At 73.4% G+C, this 24,377-nt stretch carries 22 protein-coding genes; 3 read left to right on the top strand and 19 right to left on the bottom strand.

All coding sequences use genetic code 11. The features are described 5' to 3' along the window. Positions 1-121: 121 nt before the first annotated feature. The 9 genes from era to ACFYW1_RS21135 form a co-directional block, all read right to left on the bottom strand. Positions 122-1,144 (bottom strand): GTPase Era, encoded by a 1,023-nt coding sequence (era, locus tag ACFYW1_RS21175; RefSeq protein WP_388995072.1) that lies wholly within the window; start codon positions 1,142-1,144, stop codon positions 122-124. 38 nt (positions 1,145-1,182) lie between these two features. Continuing rightward, positions 1,183-2,154: a WxL protein peptidoglycan domain-containing protein gene (locus ACFYW1_RS21170; RefSeq protein ID WP_388995069.1), complete on the bottom strand. Its 972-nt coding sequence runs from the start codon at positions 2,152-2,154 to the stop codon at positions 1,183-1,185. A gap of 83 nt (positions 2,155-2,237) precedes the next feature. Next, complete coding sequence (locus ACFYW1_RS21165) at positions 2,238-3,650, bottom strand: beta-xylosidase (RefSeq protein ID WP_388995066.1); 1,413 nt, start codon at positions 3,648-3,650, stop codon at positions 2,238-2,240. A 249-nt stretch (positions 3,651-3,899) separates the two neighbouring features. Next, positions 3,900-4,253, bottom strand: coding sequence for a cytidine deaminase (locus ACFYW1_RS21160; protein WP_388995063.1), 354 nt, complete (start codon positions 4,251-4,253; stop codon positions 3,900-3,902). Between the two features lie 88 nt (positions 4,254-4,341). Beyond that, positions 4,342-4,692: an MmcQ/YjbR family DNA-binding protein gene (locus tag ACFYW1_RS21155; RefSeq protein WP_388995060.1), complete on the bottom strand. Its 351-nt coding sequence runs from the start codon at positions 4,690-4,692 to the stop codon at positions 4,342-4,344. Beyond that, a complete protein-coding gene (locus ACFYW1_RS21150) occupies positions 4,689-5,981 on the bottom strand; it encodes a hemolysin family protein (RefSeq protein ID WP_388995057.1) in 1,293 nt (430 codons plus the stop codon). The genes ACFYW1_RS21155 and ACFYW1_RS21150 overlap by 4 nt, the downstream gene beginning before the upstream one ends. Then, positions 5,978-6,475, bottom strand: coding sequence for an rRNA maturation RNase YbeY (ybeY, locus tag ACFYW1_RS21145; RefSeq protein WP_388995054.1), 498 nt, complete (start codon positions 6,473-6,475; stop codon positions 5,978-5,980). Before ybeY ends, ACFYW1_RS21150 begins: the two co-directional genes overlap by 4 nt. 12 nt (positions 6,476-6,487) lie before the next feature. After that, complete coding sequence (locus ACFYW1_RS21140; RefSeq protein WP_356931372.1) at positions 6,488-7,534, bottom strand: PhoH family protein; 1,047 nt, start codon at positions 7,532-7,534, stop codon at positions 6,488-6,490. 200 nt (positions 7,535-7,734) lie between these two features. Continuing rightward, on the bottom strand, positions 7,735-8,841 hold the full coding sequence (locus ACFYW1_RS21135) for a carbohydrate kinase family protein (protein WP_388995050.1): 1,107 nt from the start codon (positions 8,839-8,841) through the stop codon (positions 7,735-7,737). A 353-nt stretch (positions 8,842-9,194) separates the two neighbouring features. On the opposite strand from ACFYW1_RS21135, the gene ACFYW1_RS21130 reads away from it, so the two are divergent. Beyond that, positions 9,195-10,547, top strand: a complete 1,353-nt coding sequence (locus ACFYW1_RS21130; RefSeq protein ID WP_388995047.1) for an MFS transporter — start codon at positions 9,195-9,197, stop codon at positions 10,545-10,547. On the opposite strand, the gene ACFYW1_RS21125 is transcribed toward ACFYW1_RS21130, so the two are convergent. The 9 genes from ACFYW1_RS21125 to hrcA form a co-directional block, all read right to left on the bottom strand. Continuing rightward, complete coding sequence (locus ACFYW1_RS21125; RefSeq protein ID WP_388995044.1) at positions 10,511-11,515, bottom strand: adenosine deaminase; 1,005 nt, start codon at positions 11,513-11,515, stop codon at positions 10,511-10,513. The two genes, ACFYW1_RS21130 and ACFYW1_RS21125, sit on opposite strands and share 37 nt — an antisense overlap. Positions 11,516-11,565: 50 nt before the next feature. Next, the gene (locus tag ACFYW1_RS21120) at positions 11,566-12,474 is read right to left on the bottom strand and encodes a ribonuclease Z (protein ID WP_388995041.1); all 909 of its coding nucleotides are present in this window, start codon (positions 12,472-12,474) and stop codon (positions 11,566-11,568) included. Between the two features lie 147 nt (positions 12,475-12,621). Next, positions 12,622-12,981, bottom strand: a complete 360-nt coding sequence (locus tag ACFYW1_RS21115) for a histidine triad nucleotide-binding protein (protein ID WP_148835059.1) — start codon at positions 12,979-12,981, stop codon at positions 12,622-12,624. A gap of 93 nt (positions 12,982-13,074) precedes the next feature. Continuing rightward, entirely contained in the window at positions 13,075-16,302 is a 3,228-nt protein-coding gene (locus ACFYW1_RS21110) for a S41 family peptidase (protein ID WP_388995038.1), read from the bottom strand. Positions 16,303-16,430: 128 nt separating this feature from the next. Then, positions 16,431-16,913, bottom strand: a complete 483-nt coding sequence (locus ACFYW1_RS21105) for a hypothetical protein (RefSeq protein WP_388995035.1) — start codon at positions 16,911-16,913, stop codon at positions 16,431-16,433. A gap of 246 nt (positions 16,914-17,159) precedes the next feature. Continuing rightward, a complete protein-coding gene (locus ACFYW1_RS21100) occupies positions 17,160-17,906 on the bottom strand; it encodes a 16S rRNA (uracil(1498)-N(3))-methyltransferase (protein ID WP_388995032.1) in 747 nt (248 codons plus the stop codon). Beyond that, entirely contained in the window at positions 17,903-18,976 is a 1,074-nt protein-coding gene (locus ACFYW1_RS21095) for a nitronate monooxygenase (RefSeq protein WP_388995029.1), read from the bottom strand. Before ACFYW1_RS21095 ends, ACFYW1_RS21100 begins: the two co-directional genes overlap by 4 nt. A gap of 181 nt (positions 18,977-19,157) precedes the next feature. Beyond that, the gene (gene dnaJ, locus ACFYW1_RS21090; protein ID WP_388995026.1) at positions 19,158-20,294 is read right to left on the bottom strand and encodes a molecular chaperone DnaJ; all 1,137 of its coding nucleotides are present in this window, start codon (positions 20,292-20,294) and stop codon (positions 19,158-19,160) included. Then, positions 20,295-21,311, bottom strand: coding sequence for a heat-inducible transcriptional repressor HrcA (hrcA, locus tag ACFYW1_RS21085; RefSeq protein ID WP_366291102.1), 1,017 nt, complete (start codon positions 21,309-21,311; stop codon positions 20,295-20,297). It lies immediately after the preceding gene. A gap of 197 nt (positions 21,312-21,508) precedes the next feature. Here hrcA and ACFYW1_RS21080 point away from each other — a divergent pair, with 197 nt between their 5' ends. Both ACFYW1_RS21080 and ACFYW1_RS21075 read left to right on the top strand, forming a co-directional pair. Then, complete coding sequence (locus ACFYW1_RS21080) at positions 21,509-22,231, top strand: MBL fold metallo-hydrolase (RefSeq protein ID WP_388995023.1); 723 nt, start codon at positions 21,509-21,511, stop codon at positions 22,229-22,231. 25 nt (positions 22,232-22,256) lie between these two features. Further along, on the top strand, positions 22,257-23,087 hold the full coding sequence (locus ACFYW1_RS21075; protein ID WP_388995020.1) for a DUF3097 domain-containing protein: 831 nt from the start codon (positions 22,257-22,259) through the stop codon (positions 23,085-23,087). 33 nt (positions 23,088-23,120) lie between these two features. Here the strand turns inward: ACFYW1_RS21075 and hemW are convergent, their stop codons facing one another. Next, positions 23,121-24,362, bottom strand: coding sequence for a radical SAM family heme chaperone HemW (hemW, locus tag ACFYW1_RS21070; RefSeq protein ID WP_388995017.1), 1,242 nt, complete (start codon positions 24,360-24,362; stop codon positions 23,121-23,123). Positions 24,363-24,377: the final 15 nt, after the last annotated feature.

Here is a 24,377-nt window from a genome sequence, read left to right as displayed (position 1 = left end):
CCCCGCCCCCCCCCCCCCCGCCCCCCGCCGGCCCCCCCCCCCCCCCCCCCCCCCGCCCGCGCGCGCGCCCCCCCCCCCCCCCCCCCCCCCCCCCCCCCCCCCGGCTCCGCGATTCCAGGGCTCAGAAGCCGAGCTTGCGCAGCTGCTTGGGGTCGCGCTGCCAGTCCTTGGCCACCTTCACGTGGAGGTCCAGGAAGACCGGCGTGCCGAGGAGCGCCTCGATGTGCTTGCGCGACTTGGTGCCGACGTCCTTCAGCCGCTTGCCCTTCGGGCCGATGATGATGCCCTTCTGGCTGGGGCGCTCGATGTAGACGTTGGCGTGGATGTCGAGCAGCGGCTTGTCCGCCGGGCGGTTCTCGCGGGGCAGCATCTCCTCGACGACGACCGCGATGGAGTGCGGCAGCTCGTCCCGTACGCCTTCGAGCGCGGCCTCGCGGATGAGTTCCGCGACCATGACCATCTCGGGCTCGTCGGTGAGGTCGCCCTCCGGGTAGAGCGGCGGGCTCTCGGGGAGCAGCGGGGCGATCAGGTCGGCCAGCAGGGCGACCTGCCCGGCTCCCCGGCCCCCGTCCCTGGCGGTACCGGCGCCGCCCTCCCGCTCCGCCTTCACTGCGGAGACCGGGATGATCTCGGCCCACTCGAAGCCGAGCTCCTCGCCGAGGCGGGAGACGGCGAGCAGTTGCTCGGCGAGCTGCTTGGAGTCGACCAGGTCGGTCTTGGTGATGATGGCGATCTTCGGCGTCTTCTTGATGGCCGCCAGTTCCTTGGCGATGTACTTGTCGCCGGGGCCGAGCTTCTGGTCGGCCGGCAGGCAGAAGCCGATGACGTCGACCTCGGCCCAGGTGGTGCGCACGACGTCGTTGAGCCGCTCGCCCAGCAGCGTGCGCGGCTTGTGGAGGCCGGGGGTGTCGACCAGGATCAGCTGGGCGTCCTCGCGGTGCACGATGCCGCGCACCGTGTGCCGGGTGGTCTGGGGGCGGTTGGAGGTGATCGCCACCTTCTTGCCGACCAGAGCGTTCGTGAGGGTGGACTTGCCCGCGTTGGGGCGGCCCACGAAGCAGGCGAAACCGGCCCGGTGGGGGGCGCGGTCCGCGCCCTTCTTCGCAGCGGCTTCTGTGTCAGGTCGAACGCTCATGGCGCCCATTGTCCCCGATCCCGGCGGCCCCGCCGCACCAAGGGAGGTCACGGGGCCTGTCGGGCCTCCTCCCGGGCCGTTCGGGCACGGCGCCGGCGGGCCGGGCGCAGCCACAGCGCCGCTCCCGCGCCGACGGCCACCAGCAGGGCCCCGGCCACCGCCCAGGGCACGGCGAGGTACCCGGCGGCGGCCGACCCGCGGGTGTCGCGGGCGCTCGCGGTCAGCCGGACCTCGCCCCATTCCAGCTGCGGCGCGCCGTCCCAGCGCTCGGTCAGCCGGACCTCCTGGCGGGGCAGCAGTTCGGAGGGCACCTTCGTGAGGTCGCGGGCGAGCAGGGTGCGGCCGAAGAGGCCCTCGGCCCGGAGGGCGACCTTCGGGGCGAGGGTGACGTTGCCCCGGTTGCGGAGCGTGTACGAGATGACGGCCCGGCTCCGGCCGGTGCCCGGCACCAGCGGCTGGGAGTGCTCGATCCGGACGTCCTCCACGGAGAGCGCGGGCATGGTCGGCCCGTTCACCCGCAGGTGGATCCGGGCGCCGACGGCCTGCCGGATGCCCACGGCGACGGCTCCGCCGCCCGCGGGGTCGACGTGTTCGTCCAGGGCGACGAGCGCGCCGGGGTGGTCGCCCGGTTCGGCGTCCTCGGGAACGGTGATGGTGACCGGGACGGTGACCGAGCCGTGCGCCCGCACGGTGATCCGGTCGCGGCCGGTCCGTGCCCAGGCCCCGATCGAGCGCTGTCTCTCGTCGCGGTCCCGGACGGCGAAGCCGCCGTCGCGCGCGGTGTTGTAGGCGTCGGCGGCGTACAGCCGGAAGGTCCGCGGCCGGTCCGTCCGGTTGGTGACGGTCACCTTGTCCGTGAGCGTGGCGCCGGGGTCGGCGGAGAGGAAGAAGTAGGGGCGCTGGCCGGCCCGGGTGGTGGCGGGGTAGACCGACCAGTTGCCGTTGTCCGCGGCGTGGGCGGCGGGGGCGCCGGTCAGCAGGAGGGCGCCGGCCAGGAGGAGTACGGACAGCTTGCGCACGGTGCGAAACCCCCGGGTGGTCTCGGGACGGGGCGGTCCGGGCGGGTGCGCGCCCGGTCCACCGGTTGATCGGGAGCGCTCGGTCACGTGAGGGTGAGGGTGAGCACGCCGGAGTACGAGCCGGGGGCGGTGTACGCCGGTACGTCCAGCGCGAGCCGGGCGTCGACGGTGAACACGCCGCCGGTGAGGGGCCCGTCGGGGGTGGACGCCAGCGTGGCGCCCCCGGAGCCGACCGTTCCCGCGGAACCGGCCGCGCAGGTGCTGGGGCTGCCGGTCCTCGTCGCGCAGACCGGGGTCCAGCCGAGTGCGGACGCGTCGATCGTGGCGCCGCCCGGGCCCGTGAAGCCGGTGACCCTTCCGGTCAGTGACCAGCCCGCGGGGCCGCCGCGGAAGTCCTCGACCGTCACCGTCCGCAGGCTGCCGCGCGAGGCGCCGCCCCGGCCGAAGTCGACCGCCGACATCTCGACGGCGTCCCCGTCCTGGACCATGGAGAGCGTGCCCGCCTCGACGGACGTGCCGAGCCGCTGGCTGCCCTTCTGGCCCTCGCCGCCACCACCGGTGACGGTGTAGGGCTGCGGGCCCGCGCCGCGGTCGGGGTCCCAGGTGTTCCCCTCATGGGCGACGATGCCGGTGGTGGCGGGGTCGGTGACGGTGAGCCGGCCGCTGAAGCCGCCGGAGCCGTCCGCCTCGACGGTGGCGGTGTCGGCGGTGCGGGTGTCACCGGCCCTGCCCGCGAGGGTGACGGTCGCGCCCGGGGTGAACTTCGACCCGGTGACGGTGACCGCCTCGCCCGCGCCGCCGGACGCGGCGCCGAGCCGGATGGTGCGCTCGTTGACCTGTCCGCCGCCGTCCGTCGCGATGATCGTCTGGGAGACGGGGGCGGGCGGGTTCGTCACCGTGCAGGGGGTGTCCAGCTCCATGATGTAGCTGGTGTGGATGTTGTAGTCGCCGGGCGAGAGCGTGATCCGTCCGGGCGCGGTGACCTTGAAGGTGCCGGTCATCGAGAACGACGGGAAGGCTCCCTTGCCGGGCACCGGGGCGTTCTTCTTCGGGCCCGCGACGGTGACGCTCGCGGTCTGTGCCCCGCCGACGGCGACCTTGCCGGTCGGCGTCATGATGTCGGCGGGCAGCGCCAGATCGACCGGGTTGCTCGCGGCCGGTTCGACGACGGTGTACGTGACCGTGACCGTGTCGCCCACCTCGGGGGCGGAGTTGTCGACGGTGATCTCGGCCTTCGTGGTCCCGTCGATCGGCGGGATGCCCGCGATGTCCGGCGGGATGCAGTGGGTGGGGAAGTCCACCGGCACCGAGGCGGTCGGCATGGCCTGGGCCGGGGCCGCCAGTACCCCTCCCCCGGTGACGATGAGCGCCCCGGCGCCCAGCACCGCGGCCCAGCGGCGGCCGGTCCGGGGGCGTCCCCGGGCCCCGGTTCCCCGGGGGCCGGCTCTGCGGGCGGCGGTTCTCCGGACGGCGGTTCTTCGGACGGTCGGACGCATGGAGCCCCCTCCTGCCGGATGCGGCGCAGCGGCTCGTGTGCGCCGGCGGTGGCTCATTGACGACTCCGGCCCGAAAGAAGTCAAGGCAAGCGGGGTACGTCGACTGATGGCCCATCAGATGCTGGCAGGATCCGGCGTTCCGTACGGTCGCCCCGGACGCCCCGGACGCGCGGACGCCCCGCGCCGGATGGGCGCGGGGCGTCGGGGTCCGTCGTGCGGTACGGGTCCGGCGTACCGCACGGGCCGGTGTCAGCCCGCCGTCACGGTGACCCGCAGCGTGCCGTCGGGGCCGGCGAGCAGGACGGGGGTGTCCGGGCCGCCCAGGTCCCGGACCGCGGCGCGGTCCTCGTCGGACGGGGTCTGCGCCTCGGAGACGACCGCGGCCGCCTCCAGGAAGGTGGCGCCGCTGGCCACGGCCATCGCCACGGCGGTCTGGAGCGCGCTGAGCTTCAGCGACTCCAGCCGTACGGTGCCCGCGACGTACGTGCGGCCGGTCTCGTCCCGTACGGCCGCGCCTTCCGGCACGCCGTTGCGGGCGCGGGCACTGCGTGCCAGCGTGACGATCTTGCGGTCCTCGGGGCCGAGGTCGGTGCTCTCAGTCATGTGCCGAGCATACGAACCGGGCGGCCCGTCCCCCGCCCCGCCCTTCCCACGGCCGGGGCCGCGTGCCGGACCTCGTGCCGGGCCGTCGTCAGCGGTCCAGCCGCAGCCGGTCGGCCCTCGGCAGCCCCGCCACCACCAGGTCGTAGGAGTCCTCGACCATCTCGCGGAGCACCCGGTCCGGCACCCCGGACACCGTCACCGTGTTCCAGTGCCGTTTGTTCATGTGCCAGCCCGGCACCACCGCGTCGTACCGCTCGCGCAGCCGCACCGCCTCGTCCGGGTCGCACTTCAGGTTCACCGTCAGCGGGCGCCCGTCCAGCGCGCTGAGCGCGAACATCTTGCCCAGCACCTTGAAGACGGACGTCTCGGGGCCGAACGGGAACTCCTCGACGCTCGCGTTGAACTCCAGGCAGAACGCCCTCAGTCGTTCCGGGGTCACCCGGCCTCCTCCGGCTCGGGTTCCATCGGTTCCACCAGTACCGTGACGATCTTGTTCCGGCGGCCGGCCGGGGACTCCGCGGTCAGCCGGAGGCGGCGGCCGTCCGGCAGGTCGACGATCGCCGAGGCGCCGGCGATCGGGACCCGGCCCAGCGCCTTCGCCAGCAGCCCGCCGACGGTCTCCACGTCCTCGTCGTCGTACTCGTCGAAGCCGAACAGCTCGCCGAGGTCGCCGATGTCGAGGCGGGCCGTCACCCGGAAGCAGTCGTTCTCCAGCTCCTGGACGGGCGGCAGTTCGCGGTCGTACTCGTCGGTGATCTCACCGACGATCTCCTCCAGGATGTCCTCGATGGTGACGATGCCGGCCGTGCCGCCGTACTCGTCGATCACGACGGCGACGTGGCTGCGCTCCTGCTGCATCTCGCGCAGCAGGTCCCCGGCGTTCTTGGTGTCGGGCACGAAGGCCGCGGGCCGCATCGCCGTGGAGACCGGGTCGGCCTCCGAATCGCGGTTGATGTGCGTCTTGCGGACCAGGTCCTTGAGGTACACGATGCCGACGATGTCGTCCTCGTTCTCCCCGGTGACCGGGATGCGCGAGAAGCCGGAGCGCAGGGCCAGGGTCAGCGCCTGCCGGATCGTCTTGTAGCGCTCGATGCAGACGAGGTCCGTCCGCGGCACCATGACCTCGCGCACCAGTGTGTCGCCGAGCTCGAAGACGGAGTGCACCATGCGGCGCTCCTCGTCCTCGATCAGCGACTCGGCCTCGGCGAGGTCGACCATCGCCCGCAGCTCGGCCTCGCTGGCGAACGGCCCCTTGCGGAAGCCCTTGCCGGGGGTGAGCGCGTTGCCGATGAGGATCAGCAGCTGCGGGATCGGGCCCATGATCCTGGCCAGCGGCAGCAGGACGTACGCCGCCGCCGTGGCCGTGTTCAGCGGGTGCTGGCGGCCGATGGTGCGCGGCGAGACGCCGATGGCGACGTAGGAGACGAGGACCATCACGCCCATGGCGACGGCCAGCGCCTCCCAGGTCTCCGGGAACTCCTTCAGGCACGCGTACGTGACGAGCACGCCCGCCGCCATCTCGCAGGCGACCCGCACCAGCAGGGCGACGTTGAGGTAACGGGTCGGGTCCGCCGCGACCTGCTCCAGCTTCTTGCTGCCGCGCCGTCCGGAACGGACCGCCTCGGCGGCCCGGAAGCTCGACGTACGGGCGATGCCCGCCTCCGCGCAGGCCGCCAGCCAGCCGACGACGACGAGCAGCACGGCACCCGTCAGAAGGGGAACGCTCACGAGACGGTCGGGGCGGGCGACGGACCGGTCAGGCCGTGCTCGGCGCGCCAGCCGTCGACGATCGCGGCCTGGAGGCCGAACATCTCGGCCTTCTCGTCCGGCTCCTCGTGGTCGTACCCGAGGAGGTGGAGCACCCCGTGGACGGTGAGCAGCTGGAGCTCCTCGTCCATGGAGTGCTGCGTCGGCGCCTCCCGGCCCTGCCTCTCGGCGACCTCCGGGCAGAGCACGATGTCACCGAGGAGCCCCTGCGGGGGCTCCTCGTCGTCCTTGGCCGGGGGACGCAGTTCGTCCATCGGGAAGGACATGACGTCCGTCGGGCCCGGGAGGTCCATCCACTGGATGTGGAGCTGCTCCATGGCGGCGGTGTCCACCACGATCACCGAGAGCTCGGAGAGCGGGTGGATCCGCATCCTGGCGAGCGCGTAGCGGGCGATGTCGAGGATCGCCTGCTCGTCGACCTCGGTTCCGGACTCGTTGTTGACGTCGATCGACATGGTGCGCTGCGACTACTTCCCGTTGTGGCTGTCCCGGCCGCGATGGCCGTCCCGGCTGTCGTACTTCTCGTACGCGTCGACGATACGGCCGACCAGCTTGTGCCGGACGACATCCTGGGAGGTGAGCTTGGAGAAATGGACGTCCTCGACGCCGTCCAGGATCTCCTGGACCTGGCGCAGACCGCTCTTGGTGCCGTTCGGCAGGTCGACCTGGGTGATGTCACCGGTGATGACGATCTTCGAGTCGAAGCCGAGCCGGGTCAGGAACATCTTCATCTGCTCGGCGCTGGTGTTCTGCGCCTCGTCGAGGATGATGAACGCGTCGTTGAGCGTGCGGCCGCGCATGTAGGCCAGCGGCGCGACCTCGATCGTGCCCGCCGCCATCAGCCGCGGGATCGAGTCGGGGTCGAGCATGTCGTGCAGGGCGTCGTAGAGCGGACGCAGGTACGGGTCGATCTTCTCGTAGAGCGTGCCGGGCAGGAAGCCGAGCCGCTCGCCCGCCTCGACCGCGGGCCGGGTCAGGATGATCCGGTTGACCTGCTTGGACTGCAGGGCCTGGACCGCCTTCGCCATGGCGAGATAGGTCTTTCCGGTACCGGCGGGGCCGATGCCGAACACGATCGTGTGCTTGTCGATCGCGTCGACGTAGCGCTTCTGATTGAGGGTCTTGGGGCGGATCGTGCGCCCGCGGCTGGAAAGGATGTTCTGGGTGAGCACCTCGGCCGGGGTCTCCTGACCGTCCCCCTCGCCGCTCTCACTCGCCCTGAGCATGGCGATCGAGCGTTCCACTGCGTCCTCCGTCATCGGCTGACCGGTGCGGAGCACCAGCATCATCTCGTCGAACAGGCGCTGGATCAGGGCGACTTCCGTCGCGTCCCCGACCGCGCTGACCTCGTTGCCCCGGACATGGATGTCGGCCGCCGGGAAGGCCGTCTCGATCACGCGCAGCAGGGCGTCACCCGAGCCCAGTACGGTCACCATCGGATGCTTGGCGGGGACGGTGAAGTGGGCTCGCGCCTGCCCGGGCGCAGGGGTCTGGGCTGTGGGTGTCTGAGTCATGGGCCGGCTCTGTGGCCTGCACATACCTCCCGTTGCGAGGCTCTCGCCGATCGACAACCTCTGGATTACCCAGCCTACGACTCCCCACCGACAACACCGAGGGCTTTTTCCTGCCCATCGCGAACGCCTGTACCCCGGCGCGGGACATCTCGGGGTGGGCGGGGCCGAGCGGGGCGGGCCGCCCCGCCCCCGGCGGGCTCTCAGGCCGGGTGGCGGAAGCCGATCGTCGGGACGGCCCGGCGCAGCGGCCACGGCCGGGCGGCGGCGGGGAGCAGTTCCTCCAGGAAGGCGTAGCGCCGCAGCGCCGCCGGGTCCTGGTCGGCGAAGGTGCGGATCCGCTGCCACCAGGCGGCGATCTCCGCCCAGCCCGGCGCCGAGAGCGAACCGCCGAACTCCTGGACCGAGAGCGCCGCGGTCAGTCCGGCGAAGGCCAGCCGGTCGGCCAGCGGCCAGTCGGCCAGGGTGCCGGTGACGAAGCCGGCGACGAAGACGTCCCCCGCCCCGGTCGGGTCGAGCGCCTCGACCTCGATCGCGGGCACCTCGGCGCTCTCCCCGGTCGCGGAGTCCACCGCGTACGCGCCCTCCGCACCCAGGGTGACCACGGCGAGCGGCACCCGTTCGGCCAGGGCGTGGGCGGCGGCGCGGGGGCAGTCGGTGCGGGTGTAGCGCATCGCCTCCTCGGCGTTGGGGAGGAACGCCTGGCAGTGCTCCAGATCGGCGAGGGCGTCCAGGTCCCAGCGGCCGGTCTCGTCCCAGCCGACGTCGGCGAAGATCCGGGCGCCGTTGCGGGCCGCGGTGGCGACCCAGGGTTCGCTGCGGCCGGGGGCGAGCGAGGCGACGGCGGCGCGGGCCCGGGGAGGGCAGCACGGGAACGCCGGTCCGCCGTCGGGGACCACGGGGCCGGGGGCCTCGTGGCCGTGCGAGACCATCGTGCGCTCGCCCTCGTACGCCATCGAGACGGTCACCGGCGAGTGCCAGCCGGGGACGGTGTGCGACATGGACAGGTCGATGCCCTCGCCCTGCTCCAGGGCGTCCCAGCAGTACTCCCCGTAGTGGTCGTCGCCGAACGCCGCGGCCAGTGAGGTGTGCAGCCCCAGCCGGGCCAGCGCGGTGGCCATGTTGGCGACCCCGCCGGGGCTGGAGCCCATGCCGCGCGCCCAGGACTCGGTGCCGCGCACGGGGGCGCTGTCCAGGCCGGTGAAGACGATGTCGAGGAAGACCGTCCCGGTGAGGAAGACGTCGCAGTCCGGGTCCTGCGGGGCGCGCAGCCCGTCCAGTGGGTCGATGCCTGGAATGTCCGTGCTCACCTTGCACTCCCCGGTCGTGGCGGATCCGGTCAGTGTGCCCGATGCGCCCCCGCCGCAGGAGGGTCCGCGCCGCAGGTTGCCGGGAGTCGCCCCGGCCCGCGCGCACAGACACTGACCTGCGTAAACATCCGCTGCTACCCGAACGTTCGGAGGGTAAACACAAATGTGACCCAGATCACATCACGGCGCCTTCCGGCGGGCTGGACGCAGTTGATACAAATTGGGCCGCGAGCCCCGTTGGCGACAGTTGCCGACGAGTGCCCCGTCTCCTCGCATTCATCGCATTCCTCAGTTTTCCCGCATTGCCCTCCCCCGCCTTCTCCGCCTCCTCTGGCATGTCTTCAGGAACGCCCATGTCCTCGCGCCCTCGCGCCGCGTGGCCCCTGGTCGCCGTGTTCACCGCCGGTTACCTCGCCGCCTACCTGCTCCCCACCATCGTCGGGCGGCTCTCCGTCTATCTCGGCCTCGGCACGGCCCAGGCCGGGCTGGTCGGCAGCGCCCTGCTGCTGAGTTCGGCGACCGCGGGGTTCGTCCTGGCGGGCCGGGTCGAGCGGCTCGGGCCGCGACGGCCGGCCCGGGCCGGACTGGTCCTGGCCGCGGTGGGGTACGGCTGCGCCGCCCTGGCCGGTTCCGTGCCGCTGGTGGTCGCGGGGGCGGTGGTCGGCGGCTTCGGCTCCGGCACCGCGACCGCGGTGGCCGCCTCGGGCATCGCCGCCCAGCGCGACCCGCACCGGACCTCGTCGCTCGGGCTGCTCAGCGTCTCCGCGACGGCCGGCGCCCTCTACCTGACGATCCCGCACCTCGGCGGCGGCCACCGGCTGCCGTTCGCCTCGATCGCGCTGGTCGCCCTGCTCGTCTGGCCCGCCACCGCCCGGCTCGGCCGCGCCGCGCCCGCCGCGGGCCCCGCCGCCCCGGCCACCGGCCGGCTTCCGCACCGCCGCTCCGGTCCGGTGCTGGCGGGCGGCATGCTCGTCTGGTCCATGGCGCAGAACGCGCTGTGGGGCGTCAGCGGCCGGATCGGCGTGGGTCAGGCGGGGCTCTCCGAGGTCACCGTCGGCGCGGTGTTCGCCGCCGCCCTCGGCGCGGGGCTGCTCGGGGTGATGGGCGCCGGGCTGCTGGGCTCCCGGCTGGGCCGTGCCGTGCCGATCGGCCTGGGGACCGTGATCATCGCGGGCTCCATCGTGCTCAGCTCGTCGGCCGGGAGCCTCGGCTCGTTCGCGACCGGCGAGATCCTCTGGAACACGGTCTACCCCGTGGTCCTGTCGTACCTGATCGGCCTGGCCGCCTCACTGGACGTACGGGGGCGCTGGGCGGTCCTCGCGGGCTCCGCTTCGTCCGTCGGCGTGGCCTGCGGGCCGGTCCTCGGCAGCGTGCTGTCCGAGCAGGCCGGGTACCCGGGCATGGGCCTGATCCTGGGCGTCGTCACGCTCCTGGTCGCGGTCCCGGTCACGGCCGTGGCGCTGCACACCGGCGGCCGTCCGCTGGTGCCGGGATCGGTGCGGCGCCGGGGCGGTGCCCCGGCCGCGCTGCTCGCCGTCACCACCGGGGCGGTGCCCGGCGCCGTGCCCAGGCTGGGCTCGCCCGAGCAGGCCGTCAGGGAGATCAGCCCGCCCGCGCTGCGCCGGCGCCCGGCCAGGAACGCGTTCCGGACGGCCGGGCCCGGGGCCGGTCAGTCGAACGCGTACGCCTCGACCTCGGACAGGTAGCGCGCCCGGCGCTCCTCGTCGTGGTCGAGGAAGGCCGCCTCGAAGGAGTTGCGGGCCAGGGTGCGCAGCTGTTCGCGGTCCAGGCCGAGCGCCTCGTGGACGGCGTGGAAGGTGTCCCCGACGTACCCGCCGAAGTAGGCGGGGTCGTCGGAGTTCACCGTGCAGAGCAGCCCGGCGGCCATCATGTCCCGCAGCGGGTGCTCCTCCAGGGTGTCGATGGCGCGCAGCCGCACGTTGGACAGCGGGCAGAGGGTGAGCGGCACCCGGTCGGCGACCAGCCGCTCCACCAGCTCCGGGTCCTCCATGCAGCGCAGTCCGTGGTCGATCCGCTCGACGCCGAGGACGTCCAGCGCCTCGCGGATGTACGCGGGCGGGCCCTCCTCGCCGGCGTGCGCGACCCGGCGCAGTCCGAGCGCGGCGGCCGCCTCGTACACCTCGCGGAACTTGGCGGGCGGGTGTCCGACCTCCGCCGAGTCGAGGCCGACCGCGCTGATCCGGTGCAGGTACGGCTTCGCCGCCTCCAGGGTCTCCAGCGCCGATTCGGCCGACTCGTCGCGCAGGAAGCACATGATCAGCCCGGTGGAGATCCCGTGCTTCTCCTCGCTGCGGTCCAGCGCCCGGCCGAGCCCCTCGACGACGGTGCCGACCGGGACGCCGCGGGCGGTGTGCGCCTGCGGGTCGAAGAAGATCTCCGCGTGCCGGACGCCCTGTGCGGCGGCGCGGGCGAGGTAGGCGTCGGCGAGCTGCTCGAAGTCCTCCTCGGTGCGCAGCACCGCCATCAGCGCGTAGTACAGGTCGAGGAAGCTCTGCAGGTCCTCGAAGCGGTAGGCGGTGCGCAGTTCCTCGGTGTCGGCGTACGGCAGGCGCACGCCGTTGCGCTCGGCGAGGGCAAAGGCCAGCTCGGGTTCGAGGGTGCCCTCGATGTGCAGGTGGAGTTCGGCTTTGGGCAGGTGGTGCACGGGTCTCACGCTCGCAGACGGTGGTGCCGGTGTGTTCCGGGGGGGCAGCCGACAGGTTCTCAGACGTGCCGGGAGGGCACGGGGACCCGGTCGAGGTCCCGGGCGACGGTCAGCTCGCCCTCGAACCCCGCGGCGCGGGCCTGCTGCTCGAAGACGGCCGGGTCGCCGTACCGCTGCGAGAAGTGCGTCAGCACGAGGTGCCGCACGCCCGCGTCCCGGGCCACCCGGGCCGCCTGTCCGGCGGTCAGATGGCCGTGGTCGACGGCGAGCCGCTCGTCCTCGTCGAGGAAGGTCGACTCGATGACCAGCAGGTCGCAGCCCTCGGCGAGAACGTGCACGCCGTCGCAGAGCCTCGTGTCCATGATGAACGCGAAACGCTGACCGCGCCTGTGCTCGGAGACGTCGTCGAGCGTGACGTCCCCGATGGCGCCCTCGCGCTGGATCCGGCCGACGTCGGGCCCCTTGATGCCGTGCTCGGCGAGCCGCTCCGGCAGCATGCGCCGCCGGTCGGGCTCGACGAGCCGGTAGCCGTACGACTCCACGGGGTGCGAGAGCCGGTGACCGCTGAGCGTGTACGCGCTCGTGGTGGCGAGCACCCCGTCGACGGCGACCGGGGCCTCGGTCAGCTCGACGGACTCGCGGTAGGCGGTGGCGTACCGCAGCCGTTCGAAGAACCGCTGTCCGCTCGCCGGGTAGTGCGCGGTGACCGGGTGCGGGACCTGGTCGAGGTTGATCCGCTGGATCACCCCGGCCAGGCCGAGCGAGTGGTCGCCGTGGAAGTGCGTGACACAGATCCGGTCGATGTCGTGCGCGGCGACCCCGGCCCGCAGCATCTGGCGCTGGGTGCCCTCGCCGGGGTCGAAGAGGATGCCGTCGCCGTCCCAGCGCAGCAGGTAGCCGTTGTGGTTGCGGTGCCTGGTCGGTACCTGGCTCGCGGTGCCCAGGACCACGAGTTCGCGTGAGGACACGGTGGCGTCGATCCGTTCCGGTCGATCGGTTCTTCTGGTTGCTCCGGTTGCGGCCTTCCGGTCGCCCCGGTTCCGGTCGGCGGTCCAGGGTCTTTCGTCTGGATCAGGCCGGGGCACGCGAGCCCGGCATGATCCCAACGAGAGGCCCTAGCCGGGGGGCCACTGCATCCCGCGGCCGCCCAGGACGTGGGCGTGCGCGTGGAACACGGTCTGGCCCGCGCCGGAGCCGGTGTTGAGGACGATCCGGTAGCCGCTGTCCACGATCTTCTCGTCGGCGGCGACCTGCCCGGCCTCGCGCAGCACGTCGGCGGCGACGCCCGGCTCGGCGGCGGCGAGGGAGGCGGCGTCCGGGTGGTGGACGCGCGGGATGACGAGCACGTGCGTGGGGGCCTGCGGGTTGATGTCCCGGAAGGCGACGGTGGTCTCGGTCTCCCGGACGATCGTCGCCGGGATCTCACCCGAGACGATCTTGCAGAACAGGCAGTCGGGCTGCGGTTCTCCCGCCATGGGGTCGGCTCCTCGGGTAGATGGTGATCGTTGTACGGCATGGTATCGGGGTGCCTGCGACGGGTCCGTCGCAGGCACCCCGTGCCCGTGTCCCTACGGCCGCTGCGGAGCCCGCTTCGCCGGGGTCTCCTCCAGCGACGCCAGGGCGATCCGGATCGCCTCGTCCAACTGCGGGTCCCGGCCCGCCGCGTGGTCCTGGGGCGCCATCACGACCTCGACGTCGGGGTCGACGCCGTAGTTCTCCACGCCCCAGCCGTAACTCTCGAACCAGAAGGCGTACTTGGGCTGGGTGACCGCCGTGCCGTCCACCAGCTCGTACCGGCTGTCGATGCCGATCACCCCGCCCCAGGTCCGCGTGCCGACCACCGGGCCGATGCCCAGCGACTTGATCGCGGCGTTCACGATGTCGCCGTCCGAGCCGGAGAACTCGTTGGCCACGGCCACCACCGGGCCGCGCGGCGCGTCCAGCGGATAGCTCTCCGGGCCCATGCCGCGCGGCACGTTCCAGCCGACGATGCGGCGGGCGAGCTTCTCCACGATGAGCTGCGAGGTGTGGCCGCCGCTGTTCTCCCGGACGTCCACCACCAGCCCCTCGCGGGCCACCTCGACCCGCAGGTCCCGGTGGAGCTGCGCCCAGCCCGAGCCGACCATGTCGGGGATGTGGAGGTAGCCCAGCCGTCCGCCGGAGCGCTCGTGCACATGGGCCCGCCGGTCGGCGACCCACGCGTGGTAGCGCAGCGCCTGCTCGTCGTCGGTCGGTACGACCACGACGTGGCGCGTCTCGCCGCCGCCGGCCGGCGAGACGGTCAGCTCGACCGGCTTGCCCGCCGAGCCGGTGAGCAGCGGCCCGGGTCCGGTCACCGGGTCGACCGGCCGGCCGTCCACTGCGTCGATGGTGTCCCCGACGCGCACGGCGACCCCGGGCGCGGCGAGCGGCGAGCGGGCCGCCGGGTCGGAGCTCTCGGACGGCAGGATCCGGTCGATCCGCCAGGCGCCCTCCTCGGTACGGGAGATGTCCGCGCCGAGCAGGCCCTGGCGGACCGACTCGTCGCGCCATCCGCCGGGCGGCCGGACATAGGCGTGCGAGGTGCCGAGTTCCCCCTGCACCTCCCACAACAGGTCCATCAGGTCGTCGTGGGTGGCGACCCGCTCCAGCACCGGGCGGTAGCGGTCCAGGATCCCGTCCCAGTCGATGCCGTTCATCTCTGGGTGCCAGAAGTTGTCCCGCATGATGCGCCCGGCCTCGTCGTACATCTGGCGCCATTCGGCGGCCGGTTCGAGGATCCGCCGGATGCGGGAGAGGTCGACGGTGACGCCGTCGCCGTCGTGGTCGTCGGCCGGGACCCGGCTGTCGGACGGCACGACGCGCAGCTTGCCCCGGGTCTGCAGGGTGATCCGCCTGCCGTCGCCGCTGACCGCGAAGTCGCCGACGTCCGAGGCGAGTTCCTCGCAGCGCAGCTTCTCCAGGTCGTACCGCTCCAGGGTCGTCTCGGGCCGCTGGGCGTCGGGGGTGGCGCCGCTCGTGCCGAGCACCCCGATCACCGGGTGGTTCAGCCACAGCAGTCCGTCCTTGGCGGCGCGCAGCGTGGAACAGCTGGCGGCCTCGACGGGCAGCGGGACGATCCGGTCGGCGAGCCCTTCGAGGTCGATCCGGGTGACGGGCAGCGCGGTCGGGTTGTCCTGTTCGCCCTCGCCGCCCTTCTCCCGCTCGGTCGGCAGGCCGTGCCGCTGCGGGCCGAACGGGGAGGGTGTGGTGGCGGCGAGCGTCAGCAGGTGCGGGCGGCAGCTGCCCATGAACGCCAGGTCGAAGACGTGGGCGTCGTAGATCGGGTCGAAGGACCGCTCGGAGAGGAACGCGAGGTGCTTGCCGTCGGCGGTGAACGCGGGCGAGAAGTCCCGGAAGCGCAGCGGGGTGGCCTCGGCGACCGACAGGTCCGAGAGGTGGGCGAGCTTGAGCTGCCGGAGCGGTTCGGGTCCGGGGTGCGACCAGGCGAGCCAGGCGGAGTCGGGCGAGAAGACCAGGCCGGAGGCGTCGCCGTGCTCGCTGCGGTCCACCTCGTGGACCTCGCCGCTCTCCCGCTCGACGATCAGGACCCGCCCGTCGTGCGCGGCGACGGCGAAGCGGCTGCCGTCCGGGGACGGGGCGAGGTCGAGGACCCGGCCGATGCGGCCCGCGGCGAGGCGGCGCGGCGCGGTGCCCGGCGCGGTGCCGGTGGCCGGCGCGCACTCCAGGGCGTCGTCGCCCTCGGCGTCGGTGACCCAGACGACGTGCTGGTCGCCGTCGGCCTGGAAGGTGCGGGGCAGCCTGGCCCGTACGCCCTGTTCGGCGGCGAGCGCGCGGGCCGGTCCCCCGCGGTGGGTGACCCAGTGGACGGCGCCGCGGGTGGCGACGGCGCTGCCCCGGCCGGTGCGGTCGGGGGAGGCGGAGTCGAGGTGCCCGGCGGCGTGCACGGTGTGCGGCTGGAGGTCGGCGCGCTGGCCGCCGAGCCGGACGTCGAGGCGGCGGGGCCCGTCGCCGTCGAGGTCGTCCAGGAGCCACAGCTCACCGGCCGACGCGTAGCAGACGCGGGTGCCGTCGGTGGTCGCGTGGCGGGCGTAGAAGCCCTCGACGCCGGTGTGGCGGCGCAGGTCGGAGCCGTCGGGGAGGGAGGAGTAGAGGGCGCCGACGCCTTCGTGGTCGGAGAGGAAGGCGACGCGCGCGCCGGTCCCCGTACCGATCCACATCGGGTCCTCGATGTTCCCGTCGAGGCCGGCGTGGAGCCGGACGAACTCCGCGGCGCCGTCGGCCGGTTCCTCCGCCTCGATCCACAACTTGCCCGCCGTGCCGCCCCGGTAGCGCTTCCAGGCGGCGGCCTCGCGGCCCATGGTGGCCGACAGGAGCAGGGCCCGTCCGCCCGGTCCGTACGCGACCGAGCCGACCGGGCCGTACGGCAGGGTCCGCGCGGGTCCGCCGTCGACCGGGACCGCCCTGGCCCAGCTGCGCCGGTGCGACGCCTGCCCGTGGGTGGTGATGACCAGTACGTCGCCCTCGGGCGTCCAGCCGCGCACGGAGGTCCGGACGTCCCCCCAGTGGGTGAGCCGGAGGGAGGGGCCGCCGTCGACCGGCGCGATGTGCACCTCGGGCGCCCCGTCCCGGGTGGAGGTCCACGCGACCCGTGTCCCGTCGGGCGATATCCGAGGGTGGGTGACAGGCCGGTTGTCGGCGCTGACGCGCCAGGCCCGGCCGCCGTCCAGCGGCGCCAGCCAGACGTCGTCCTCGGCGGTGAAGGCGATCAAATCGCCCTGGACATGGGGGTATCGAAGGTAGGCAGGCTGTGTCACACGATCACCCTAGGCCGCGGGCGTGCTCCGCGTAACCGGGTTGGCCGGAGTCCGACGGGGCCGGCGGGCCGGTGCGCCCGCGCACCCGGACGCGGGCACCTGTACCGGACCCGCCCGGTGCGCAACGCCTACTTGCCCCGGAATCCCTCGGTCACCGTGACGGTCACGGTGACCGTGGGCCGGACACCGCTGCCGCCGGCCGGTGGCGGCGGAGCGACCACGCCGGTCGTCGGGGCGGCGTCGCAGTTGCCGAGCACGTTCGCCCGGAAGACGGACCGGCCGCCCTCCTTCGCGCTCAGGTCCCCCCGCACGCACCGTCCGCCGAGCTCCTGGGTCACCCTGCCGGTGAGCGAGATGTCCTTGCCTCCGCCGGTCTTGCCGGTGCAGTCGACCTCCGCGATCCGGCGCGCGGAGGCGGAGGGCGTCGGGGCCCCGGCGCGGCCCCGGTCGACCCTGGCCGTGCAGCTCAGCCACTGCACGTCGACGCCGTTGCGCTCCAGTGCGCTGGTGCCGACCCGGTCGGTGGTCACGGCGATGGACGCGGAGTTCAGCCCGTCGGCGGGTTGGCAGGCGGCGAGGCCCGCGACCGTCGCGCCCGCGAGCACGGACACGGCCAGAAAACGTCGGGGCCTTCGCCGACCCCATGCCCTTGTTGTCCCCATACGGGCAGCTTCCCACCGTTCACCCCTGGAACGGTAGACGGCTTGTGGCCACAATCGGGGGCGCTTCCGGCGCGTGCGCCGGAGCACGGACCGGCCGTCACATGCGGTGCGGAGCCGCGGAATCGGGCCACCCATCCGCCGCGGCTCCCCCGGGTCCCGATCCCCCGCCCCGGGCCTTCCCGGGGCGGGCCGGGTTCACGACCAGCGGCCGGTGCGCCCCAGCAGCAGCGCCGTGGCCGCCGTGCCCGCGGTCGAGGTGCGCAGGACGCTCGCCCCGAGCCGGCAGATCCGGGCGCCCGCCCCGGTGAAGGCCGCCAGTTCGTCCGGTGACACACCGCCCTCGGGGCCGACCACCAGCACGATCTCGCCGTGCTCGGGGAGCGGGACGGTGGCCAGCGGCTCGCTGTCGTGGTCCCGGTCCTCGTGCAGGACGGCGGCCAGGTCCGCCGCGGCCAGCAGCGCGGCGACCTGCTTGGTCGTCATCGCGTCCGCCACGTCGGGGAAGCGCACCCGGCGGGACTGCTTGCCCGCCTCCCGGGCGGTACTGCGCCATTTCGCCAGGGACTTGAGGCCGCGTTCGCCCTTCCACTGGGTGATGCAGCGCGACGCCTGCCAGGGCACGATCCCGTCGACGCCGGTCTCCGTCATCGTCTCCACGGCGACCTCGCCCCGGTCGCCCTTGGGCAGCGCCTGGACGACGGTGATGCGGGGCGCGGGCCCGGTCTCCTCGCGGACCCCGGTGAGGCCGGTGAGCACGAGCCGGTCCTTGCCCTCGGCGGCTCCGACGACGCCCTCGGCCCAGTGCCCGCGCCCGTCCGTCAGGACGACCTCCTCGCCGGCGCGCAGCCGCTTCACCGACACGGCGTGCCTGCCCTCGGGTCCTTCCAGGACGAACTCGGGCCCGTCGGGGACCTGTTCGACGACGAAGACCGGTGCGGTCACTGCGTACTCCCTGTGCTCACTGCCGCCCGTGCGGCGTCCAGTTCTTCGGCGAGCAGCCTGACCAGCCGGCCGGCCGGCAGCTCGCGTGCCATCCGGTGGCCCTGCCCCGCCCACAGCGCCATGCCCTGGGCGTCCCCCGCCCTGGCCGCCGCCTTGCGCAGTCCGGCGGTCAGGTAGTGGACCTGCGGGTAGGCGGCGGGGGCGTACGGTCCGTGCTCGCGCATGAACCGGTTGACCAGACCGCGCGCCGGGCGGCCCGAGAACGCCCGGGTCAGGGCGGTCCGTACGAACAGCGGGTTGGTCAGCGCCCGTTTGTGCAGCGGACTCGCCCCGGATTCGGGGCAGATGAGGAACGCCGTGCCGAACTGCGCCGCCTCGGCGCCCGCCGCGAGCACGGCGGCGATCTGGGAGCCGCGCATCAGCCCGCCGGCGGCGACGATCGGTATCTGCACGGTCTCGCGGACCTGGGCCACCAGCGAGAGCAGCCCGATCCCGGTGCCGTCGGTCTGCGGGTCGTCGTGGTGGGTGGACTGGTGACCGCCCGCCTCGACGCCCTGGACGCAGACCGCGTCCGCGCCCGCCCACTGGGCGGCCTGGGCCTCCTCGGGCGTGGTGACCGTCACGACGGTGTACGTGCCGACCCCGGCGAACGCGTCGAGGGTGTCGCGCGTGGGGCAGCCGAAGGTGAACGAGACGGCCGGGACCGGGTCGTCCAGGAGGATGGCGAGCTTGGCCTCGTAGCCGTCGTCGCCGTCGGAGTCCGGGTCGCCGATCGGGGTCTCGTACCAGGCGGCCTCGCCCGCGAGCTGCTGCCGGTACACCTCGACCGCGCTCGGGTCGGCGAGTCCCGGCTGCGGCATGAAGAGGTTGACGCCGAACGCCTTGCCGGTCAGCCCGCGCAGCTGTTTGATCTCGTTGTACATGCCGTCCGCCGTCTTGTACCCGGCGGCGAGGAAGCCGAGCCCGCCCGCCTCGGCGACGGCCGCGACGAGCTGCGGGCAGGACGTACCGCCCGCCATCGGGGCCTGCACGATCGGATACCGGCAGAGATCGGTCAACGCGGATGACATGACCGCATCGTGCCATGTCCGGCACGCCCCGGCGTGCGCGCCCCGCGCCCCGCTCCGCCCGCGGCCACTTGCGGTCACGGGCCCGGCCACGCCCGCGGGGCGCCCGGACGCCCGCCGCTCGCGGACGCGGGACGGACCCGTCGGGCGGGCCCGTCCCGGTCCGGACGGAGAGGTGGGACCGTCAGCGCCCGTTGAAGGCGTCCTTCAGCCGGGAGAACAGCCCCTGCTGGCCCGGCTGGAACTGGCCGGTGGGCCGCTCCTCGCCCCGCATCTTCGCCAGCTCCCGCAGCAGTCGCTCCTGCTCCGGGTCGAGCTTCGTCGGCGTCATCACCTCGACGTGCACGATCAGGTCGCCGCGCCCGCCGCCGCGCAGGTGCGTGACGCCCCGGCCGTGCAGCGGCACCGACTGACCGGACTGGGTGCCGGGCCGGATGTCGACCTCCTCCAGGCCGTCGAGCGTCTCCAGCGGCACCTTCGTGCCGAGCGCGCCCGCCGTCATGGGGATGGTGACCGTGCAGTGCAGGTCGTCGCCGCGGCGCTGGAACACCGCGTGCGACAACTCGTGGATCTCCACGTACAGATCGCCGGCCGGGCCGCCGCCGGGGCCGACCTCGCCCTCGCCCGCGAGCTGGATGCGGGTGCCGTTGTCGACACCGGCGGGGATCTTCACGGTGAGCGTGCGCCTGGACCGGATGCGGCCGTCACCGGCGCACTCCGGGCACGGGGTCGGCACGACCGTGCCGAAGCCCTGGCACTGCGGGCAGGGCCGCGAGGTCATGACCTGGCCGAGGAACGACCGGGTGACCTGGGAGACCTCACCGCGGCCGCGACACATGTCACAGGTCTGCGCGGAGGTGCCGGGCGCGGCGCCCTCGCCGCTGCACGTGGTGCAGACGACGGCCGTGTCGACCTGGATGTCCTTGGTGGTGCCGAACGCCGCCTCGGCGAGATCGATCTCCAGCCGGATCATCGCGTCCTGGCCGCGCCGGGTGCGCGAACGGGGCCCGCGCTGCGACGACGTGCCGAAGAACGCGTCCATGATGTCGGAGAAGTTGCCGAAGCCACCCTGTCCGAATCCGCCCGCACCCGCGCCGCCGGAGGCGGACAGCGGGTCGCCGCCGAGGTCGTAGACCTGCTTCTTCTGCGGGTCCGACAGCACCTCGTAGGCGGCGTTGATCTCCTTGAACCGCTCCTGGGTCTTCGGATCGGGGTTCACATCCGGATGCAGCTCGCGGGCGAGCCTGCGGAATGCCTTCTTGATCTCGTCCTGAGATGCGTCGCGGCGCACGCCGAGTACGGCGTAGTAGTCCGTGGCCACTTACGACTCCGCCAGGATCTGTCCGACGTAACGTGCCACTGCGCGTACCGCTCCCATCGTTCCGGGGTAGTCCATGCGGGTCGGTCCGACCACGCCGAGTTTGGCGACTGCCTCGTCGCCCGAACCGTAGCCGACCGCGACGACGGACGTGGAGTTGAGCCCTTCATGGGCGTTCTCGTGCCCGATGCGTACGGTCATGCCCGAGTCCTTGGCCTCGCCGAGCAGCTTCAGCAGCACGACCTGTTCCTCCAGCGCCTCCAGCACCGGCCGGATCATCACGGGGAAGTCGTGCCCGAAGCGGGTGAGGTTGGAGGTGCCGCCGATCATCAGCCGCTCCTCCGTCTCCTCGACGAGGGTTTCGAGCAGGGTGGAGAGCACGGTGGACACGGTTCCCCGGTCCTCGCTCTCGAAGGATTCCGGCAGGTCCTGCACCAGCTGCGGGACGTCCGTGAAACGGCGTCCGACGACCCGGCTGTTGAGCCGGGCCCGCAGATCGGCGAGGGAGGTCTCGCCGAACGGCGCGGGGCAGTCGATCATCCGCTGCTCCACCCGGCCGGTGTCCGTGATGAGCACGAGCATCAGCCGGGCGGGCGCCAGCGAGAGCAGTTCCACGTGCCGCACCGTCGACCGGGTCAGCGAGGGGTACTGCACGATGGCGACCTGCCGGGTCAGCTGCGCGAGCAGCCGTACGGTGCGGCCCACGACGTCGTCGAGGTCGACCGCGCCGTCGAGGAAGTTGTGGATGGCACGGCGCTCGGGCGACGAGAGGGGCTTGACCCCCGCGAGCCTGTCGACGAAGAGCCGGTAGCCCTTGTCCGTCGGGATGCGCCCCGCGCTGGTGTGGGGCTGGGCGATGAAGCCCTCGTCCTCCAGCACCGCCATGTCGTTGCGGACGGTCGCCGGGGAGACGCCCAGCTTGTGCCGCTCGGTGAGCGCCTTGGAGCCGACGGGCTCCTCGGTGCCGACGTAGTCCTGGACGATGGCACGAAGCACTTCGAGTCTGCGTTCACTGAGCATCGCGCACACCTCCAGCTGTGTTTCCTCGGTCGGTCCCCGGGTGTTCCCGGTTCTTTCCGGGAATCCCCCTGGCACTCTGTCATCGCGAGTGCCAGCAATCCCCCGGTCAGTGTACGGCGGCCGAGTGGGGGCCTAGCAAGGGCAACCGGCCACACCACCGCGAGACTTTCGCAGGTGGCTGCCGATAGCGTCGCGGTATGGATGCCTCTTGGGAAGAGTTCGGCTGGGAGCGACTCGGTCACGGAGCGGGAAGGCGGCGCCTTCCCGGCTGGGACGCGACGGTCGCACTGGTGGCCGGAACGGACGGAGTGCTGCTGTACGACACCGGTTCGTCACTCCGCGAGGGCATGGAACTCCGGGCCCAGGCGCGGTCCCTGCTGGGCCGGAGGGTGACGCATATCGCACTCAGCCACCCCCACTTCGATCATGTGCTGGGCACCGCCGCGTTCTCCGGCGTCGAGGTGTACGGAGCGGCCGGCACGGCGGAGACGATGCGGCGCGAGGCGGAGGACCTGCGCGTCTCCGCGGTGCGCCACGGGGTCTCCGGGCACGAGGCGACGGAGGCCGTCGACGCGCTGGTGGTGCCGCGGCACCAGGTGTGCGGGGAGCGGACGCTCGACCTGGGCGGCGGGCGCGAGGTGCTGCTGGTCGACCTCGGCCGCGCGCACAGCGGCCACGACCTGGTGGCGGTCGTGCCCGGCTCCCCGGCGATCGTGCTCTGCGGGGACCTGGTCGAGGAGTCCGGGGAGCCGCAGGCGGGCCCGGACGCGTTCCCGGCCCGCTGGCCGGCCGCCCTGGACCGGCTGCTGGAGCTGGGCGGCGAGGACGCCGTGTACGTACCGGGGCACGGGGCGGTGGTGGACGCGGCGTTCGTACGGGAGCAGCGCGGACAACTGGCCGACCGCTTCGGCGTGTCGTGACCCGCGGTCGTCCTATCGTCGTCCGATGCGCAGCTACCAGCCGGACCTGACCCCGCCGTGGAAGAGGTCCGCCCCCGTTCCCGAGGTCCCCGCCGAGCCCGATCTGGTCGTGGAGGAGGTCTCCACCGGATTCTGCGGTGCGGTGATCCGCTGCGAGAAGACGGCCCAGGGGCCGACGGTGACCCTGGAGGACCGGTTCGGCAAGCACCGGGTGTTCCCGATGGAGCCGCGCGGCTTCCTGCTGGAGGGCGAGGTGGTCACGCTCGTGCGCCCCTCGGCCGCCGCCCCGGCGCGCCCCGCGCGCACCGCCTCGGGCTCGATCGCGGTCCCGGGGGCCCGCGCCCGGGTCGCGCGGGCCGGCCGGATCTACGTGGAGGGCCGGCACGACGCGGAGCTGGTCGAGCGGGTCTGGGGCGACGACCTGCGGATCGAGGGCGTGGTCGTCGAGTACCTGGAGGGCGTCGACGACCTCCCGGCCATCGTGCGCGAGTTCTCCCCCGGCCCGGACGCCAGGCTGGGCGTCCTGGTCGACCACCTGGTGCCCGGTTCCAAGGAGTCCCGGATCGCCGAGCAGGTGTCGGACGCGGACGTCCTGGTGGTGGGGCACCCCTACATCGACGTGTGGGAGGCGGTGAAACCGTCCTCCGTGGGCATCCCGGCCTGGCCGGTGGTGCCGCGCGGCCAGGACTGGAAGACCGGGGTGTGCCGCGCGCTCGGCTGGCCGGAGAACACCGGCGCGGCCTGGCAGCGCGTCCTGTCCTCGGTCCGCTCGTACCGGGACCTGGAACCGTCCCTGCTGGGCTCGGTGGAGCACCTGATCGACTTCGTGACGGTGCCCGGCCCTTCCGACGGCTGAGGAGCGGGGGCCCGCCCCCGGGCCCCCGGGCCCTCAGTCCACCAGGTCCCGCACCACCGCGTCCGCCAGCAGCCGCCCCCGCAAGGTGAGCACCGCGCTCCCCCGCTCGTACGGGGCGGGCTCCAGGAGGCCGTCCGCCAGGGCGCGCCGGGAGGCGGCCAGTCCCGCCGGGGCCAGCAGGGACAGCGGGCAGCCGTCCGCGAGCCGCAGCTCCAGCAGGATCCGCTCGACCCGGCGGTCCTCCGCGGAGAGGATCTCCCGCCCGGCCCCGGGCGAGCGTCCCTCGGCCAGGGCCTGCGCGTACGCCCCCGGGTGCTTCACGTTCCACCAGCGCACCCCGCCGACGTGGCTGTGCGCCCCGGGCCCGGCGCCCCACCAGTCGGCCCCGCGCCAGTACAGCTCGTTGTGCAGGCACCGGCCCTCGGGCGTGCGGGCCCAGTTCGACACCTCGTACCAGGAGAAACCGGCCGCGGCCATCGCCTCGTCCGCGATCAGGTACCGGTCGGCGTGGACGTCGTCGTCGGTCATGGGGACCTCGCCGCGCCGGATGCGGCGGGCGAGCTGCGTGCCCTCCTCGACGATCAGCGCGTACGCCGACACGTGGTCCGGCCCCGCACCGAGCGCCGCGTCCAGCGAGGCCCGCCAGTCGTCGTCGGACTCCCCCGGCGTGCCGTAGATCAGGTCGAGGTTGACGTGCTCGAAGCCGGCCTCCCGGGCCTCGGCCACGCACGCCTCGGGCCGTCCCGGCGTGTGCGTGCGGTCCAGGATCTTCAGCACGTGCTGCCGCGCGCTCTGCATCCCGAACGAGATCCGGTTGAAGCCGCCCTCGCGGAGTTCGGCGAGATAGGCCGGACCGACGGACTCCGGATTGGCCTCGGTGGTGATCTCGGCATCGTCCGCGAACCCGAATTCCTCCCGGATCGCCCCCAGCATCCGGACCAGGTCGGCGGCGGCCAGCAGGGTCGGCGTGCCGCCGCCGACGAAGACCGTGCGAACCGGGCGCGGGTCGTCGCCGAGGACCTTGCGGGCCTGGCGGACCTCGCCGATCAGGTGCTCGGCGTAGTTGTCCCGGGAGGCCAGCACGCCGCCGGAGCCGCGCAGCTCGGTCGCGGTGTAGGTGTTGAAGTCGCAGTAGCCGCAGCGGGTCGCGCAGTACGGGACGTGCAGGTAGAAGCCGAGCGGCCGGTCGGCGGCGCCTTCCAGGGCATGGCGGGGCAGCGCCCCGTCGTCGGGTACGGGTTCACCATCGGGGAGTACGGAAGGCATACCGCCCATTGTCACTCGCCGCCC

Origin of the sequence: Streptomyces sp. NPDC002669 (assembly GCF_042889165.1) — a bacterium.
In the GTDB taxonomy this organism is placed as follows: domain Bacteria; phylum Actinomycetota; class Actinomycetes; order Streptomycetales; family Streptomycetaceae; genus Streptomyces.
This window is presented reverse-complemented; position numbering and strand designations above follow the sequence as displayed.

Bases quoted from the DNA above. Each gene is read 5' to 3' on its own strand.
- era (WP_388995072.1), bottom strand. From the start codon at position 1,144: ATGGGCGCCATGAGCGTTCGACCTGACACAGAAGCCGCTGCGAAGAAG.
- ACFYW1_RS21165 (WP_388995066.1), bottom strand. From the start codon at position 3,650: ATGCGTCCGACCGTCCGAAGAACCGCCGTCCGGAGAACCGCCGCCCGC.
- ACFYW1_RS21160 (WP_388995063.1), bottom strand. From the start codon at position 4,253: ATGACTGAGAGCACCGACCTCGGCCCCGAGGACCGCAAGATCGTCACG.
- ybeY (WP_388995054.1), bottom strand. From the start codon at position 6,475: ATGTCGATCGACGTCAACAACGAGTCCGGAACCGAGGTCGACGAGCAG.
- ACFYW1_RS21140 (WP_356931372.1), bottom strand. From the start codon at position 7,534: ATGACTCAGACACCCACAGCCCAGACCCCTGCGCCCGGGCAGGCGCGA.
- ACFYW1_RS21130 (WP_388995047.1), top strand. From the start codon at position 9,195: ATGTCCTCGCGCCCTCGCGCCGCGTGGCCCCTGGTCGCCGTGTTCACC.
- ACFYW1_RS21115 (WP_148835059.1), bottom strand. From the start codon at position 12,981: ATGGCGGGAGAACCGCAGCCCGACTGCCTGTTCTGCAAGATCGTCTCG.
- ACFYW1_RS21095 (WP_388995029.1), bottom strand. From the start codon at position 18,976: ATGTCATCCGCGTTGACCGATCTCTGCCGGTATCCGATCGTGCAGGCC.
- hrcA (WP_366291102.1), bottom strand. From the start codon at position 21,311: ATGCTCAGTGAACGCAGACTCGAAGTGCTTCGTGCCATCGTCCAGGAC.
- ACFYW1_RS21080 (WP_388995023.1), top strand. From the start codon at position 21,509: ATGGATGCCTCTTGGGAAGAGTTCGGCTGGGAGCGACTCGGTCACGGA.
- ACFYW1_RS21075 (WP_388995020.1), top strand. From the start codon at position 22,257: ATGCGCAGCTACCAGCCGGACCTGACCCCGCCGTGGAAGAGGTCCGCC.
- hemW (WP_388995017.1), bottom strand. From the start codon at position 24,362: ATGGGCGGTATGCCTTCCGTACTCCCCGATGGTGAACCCGTACCCGAC.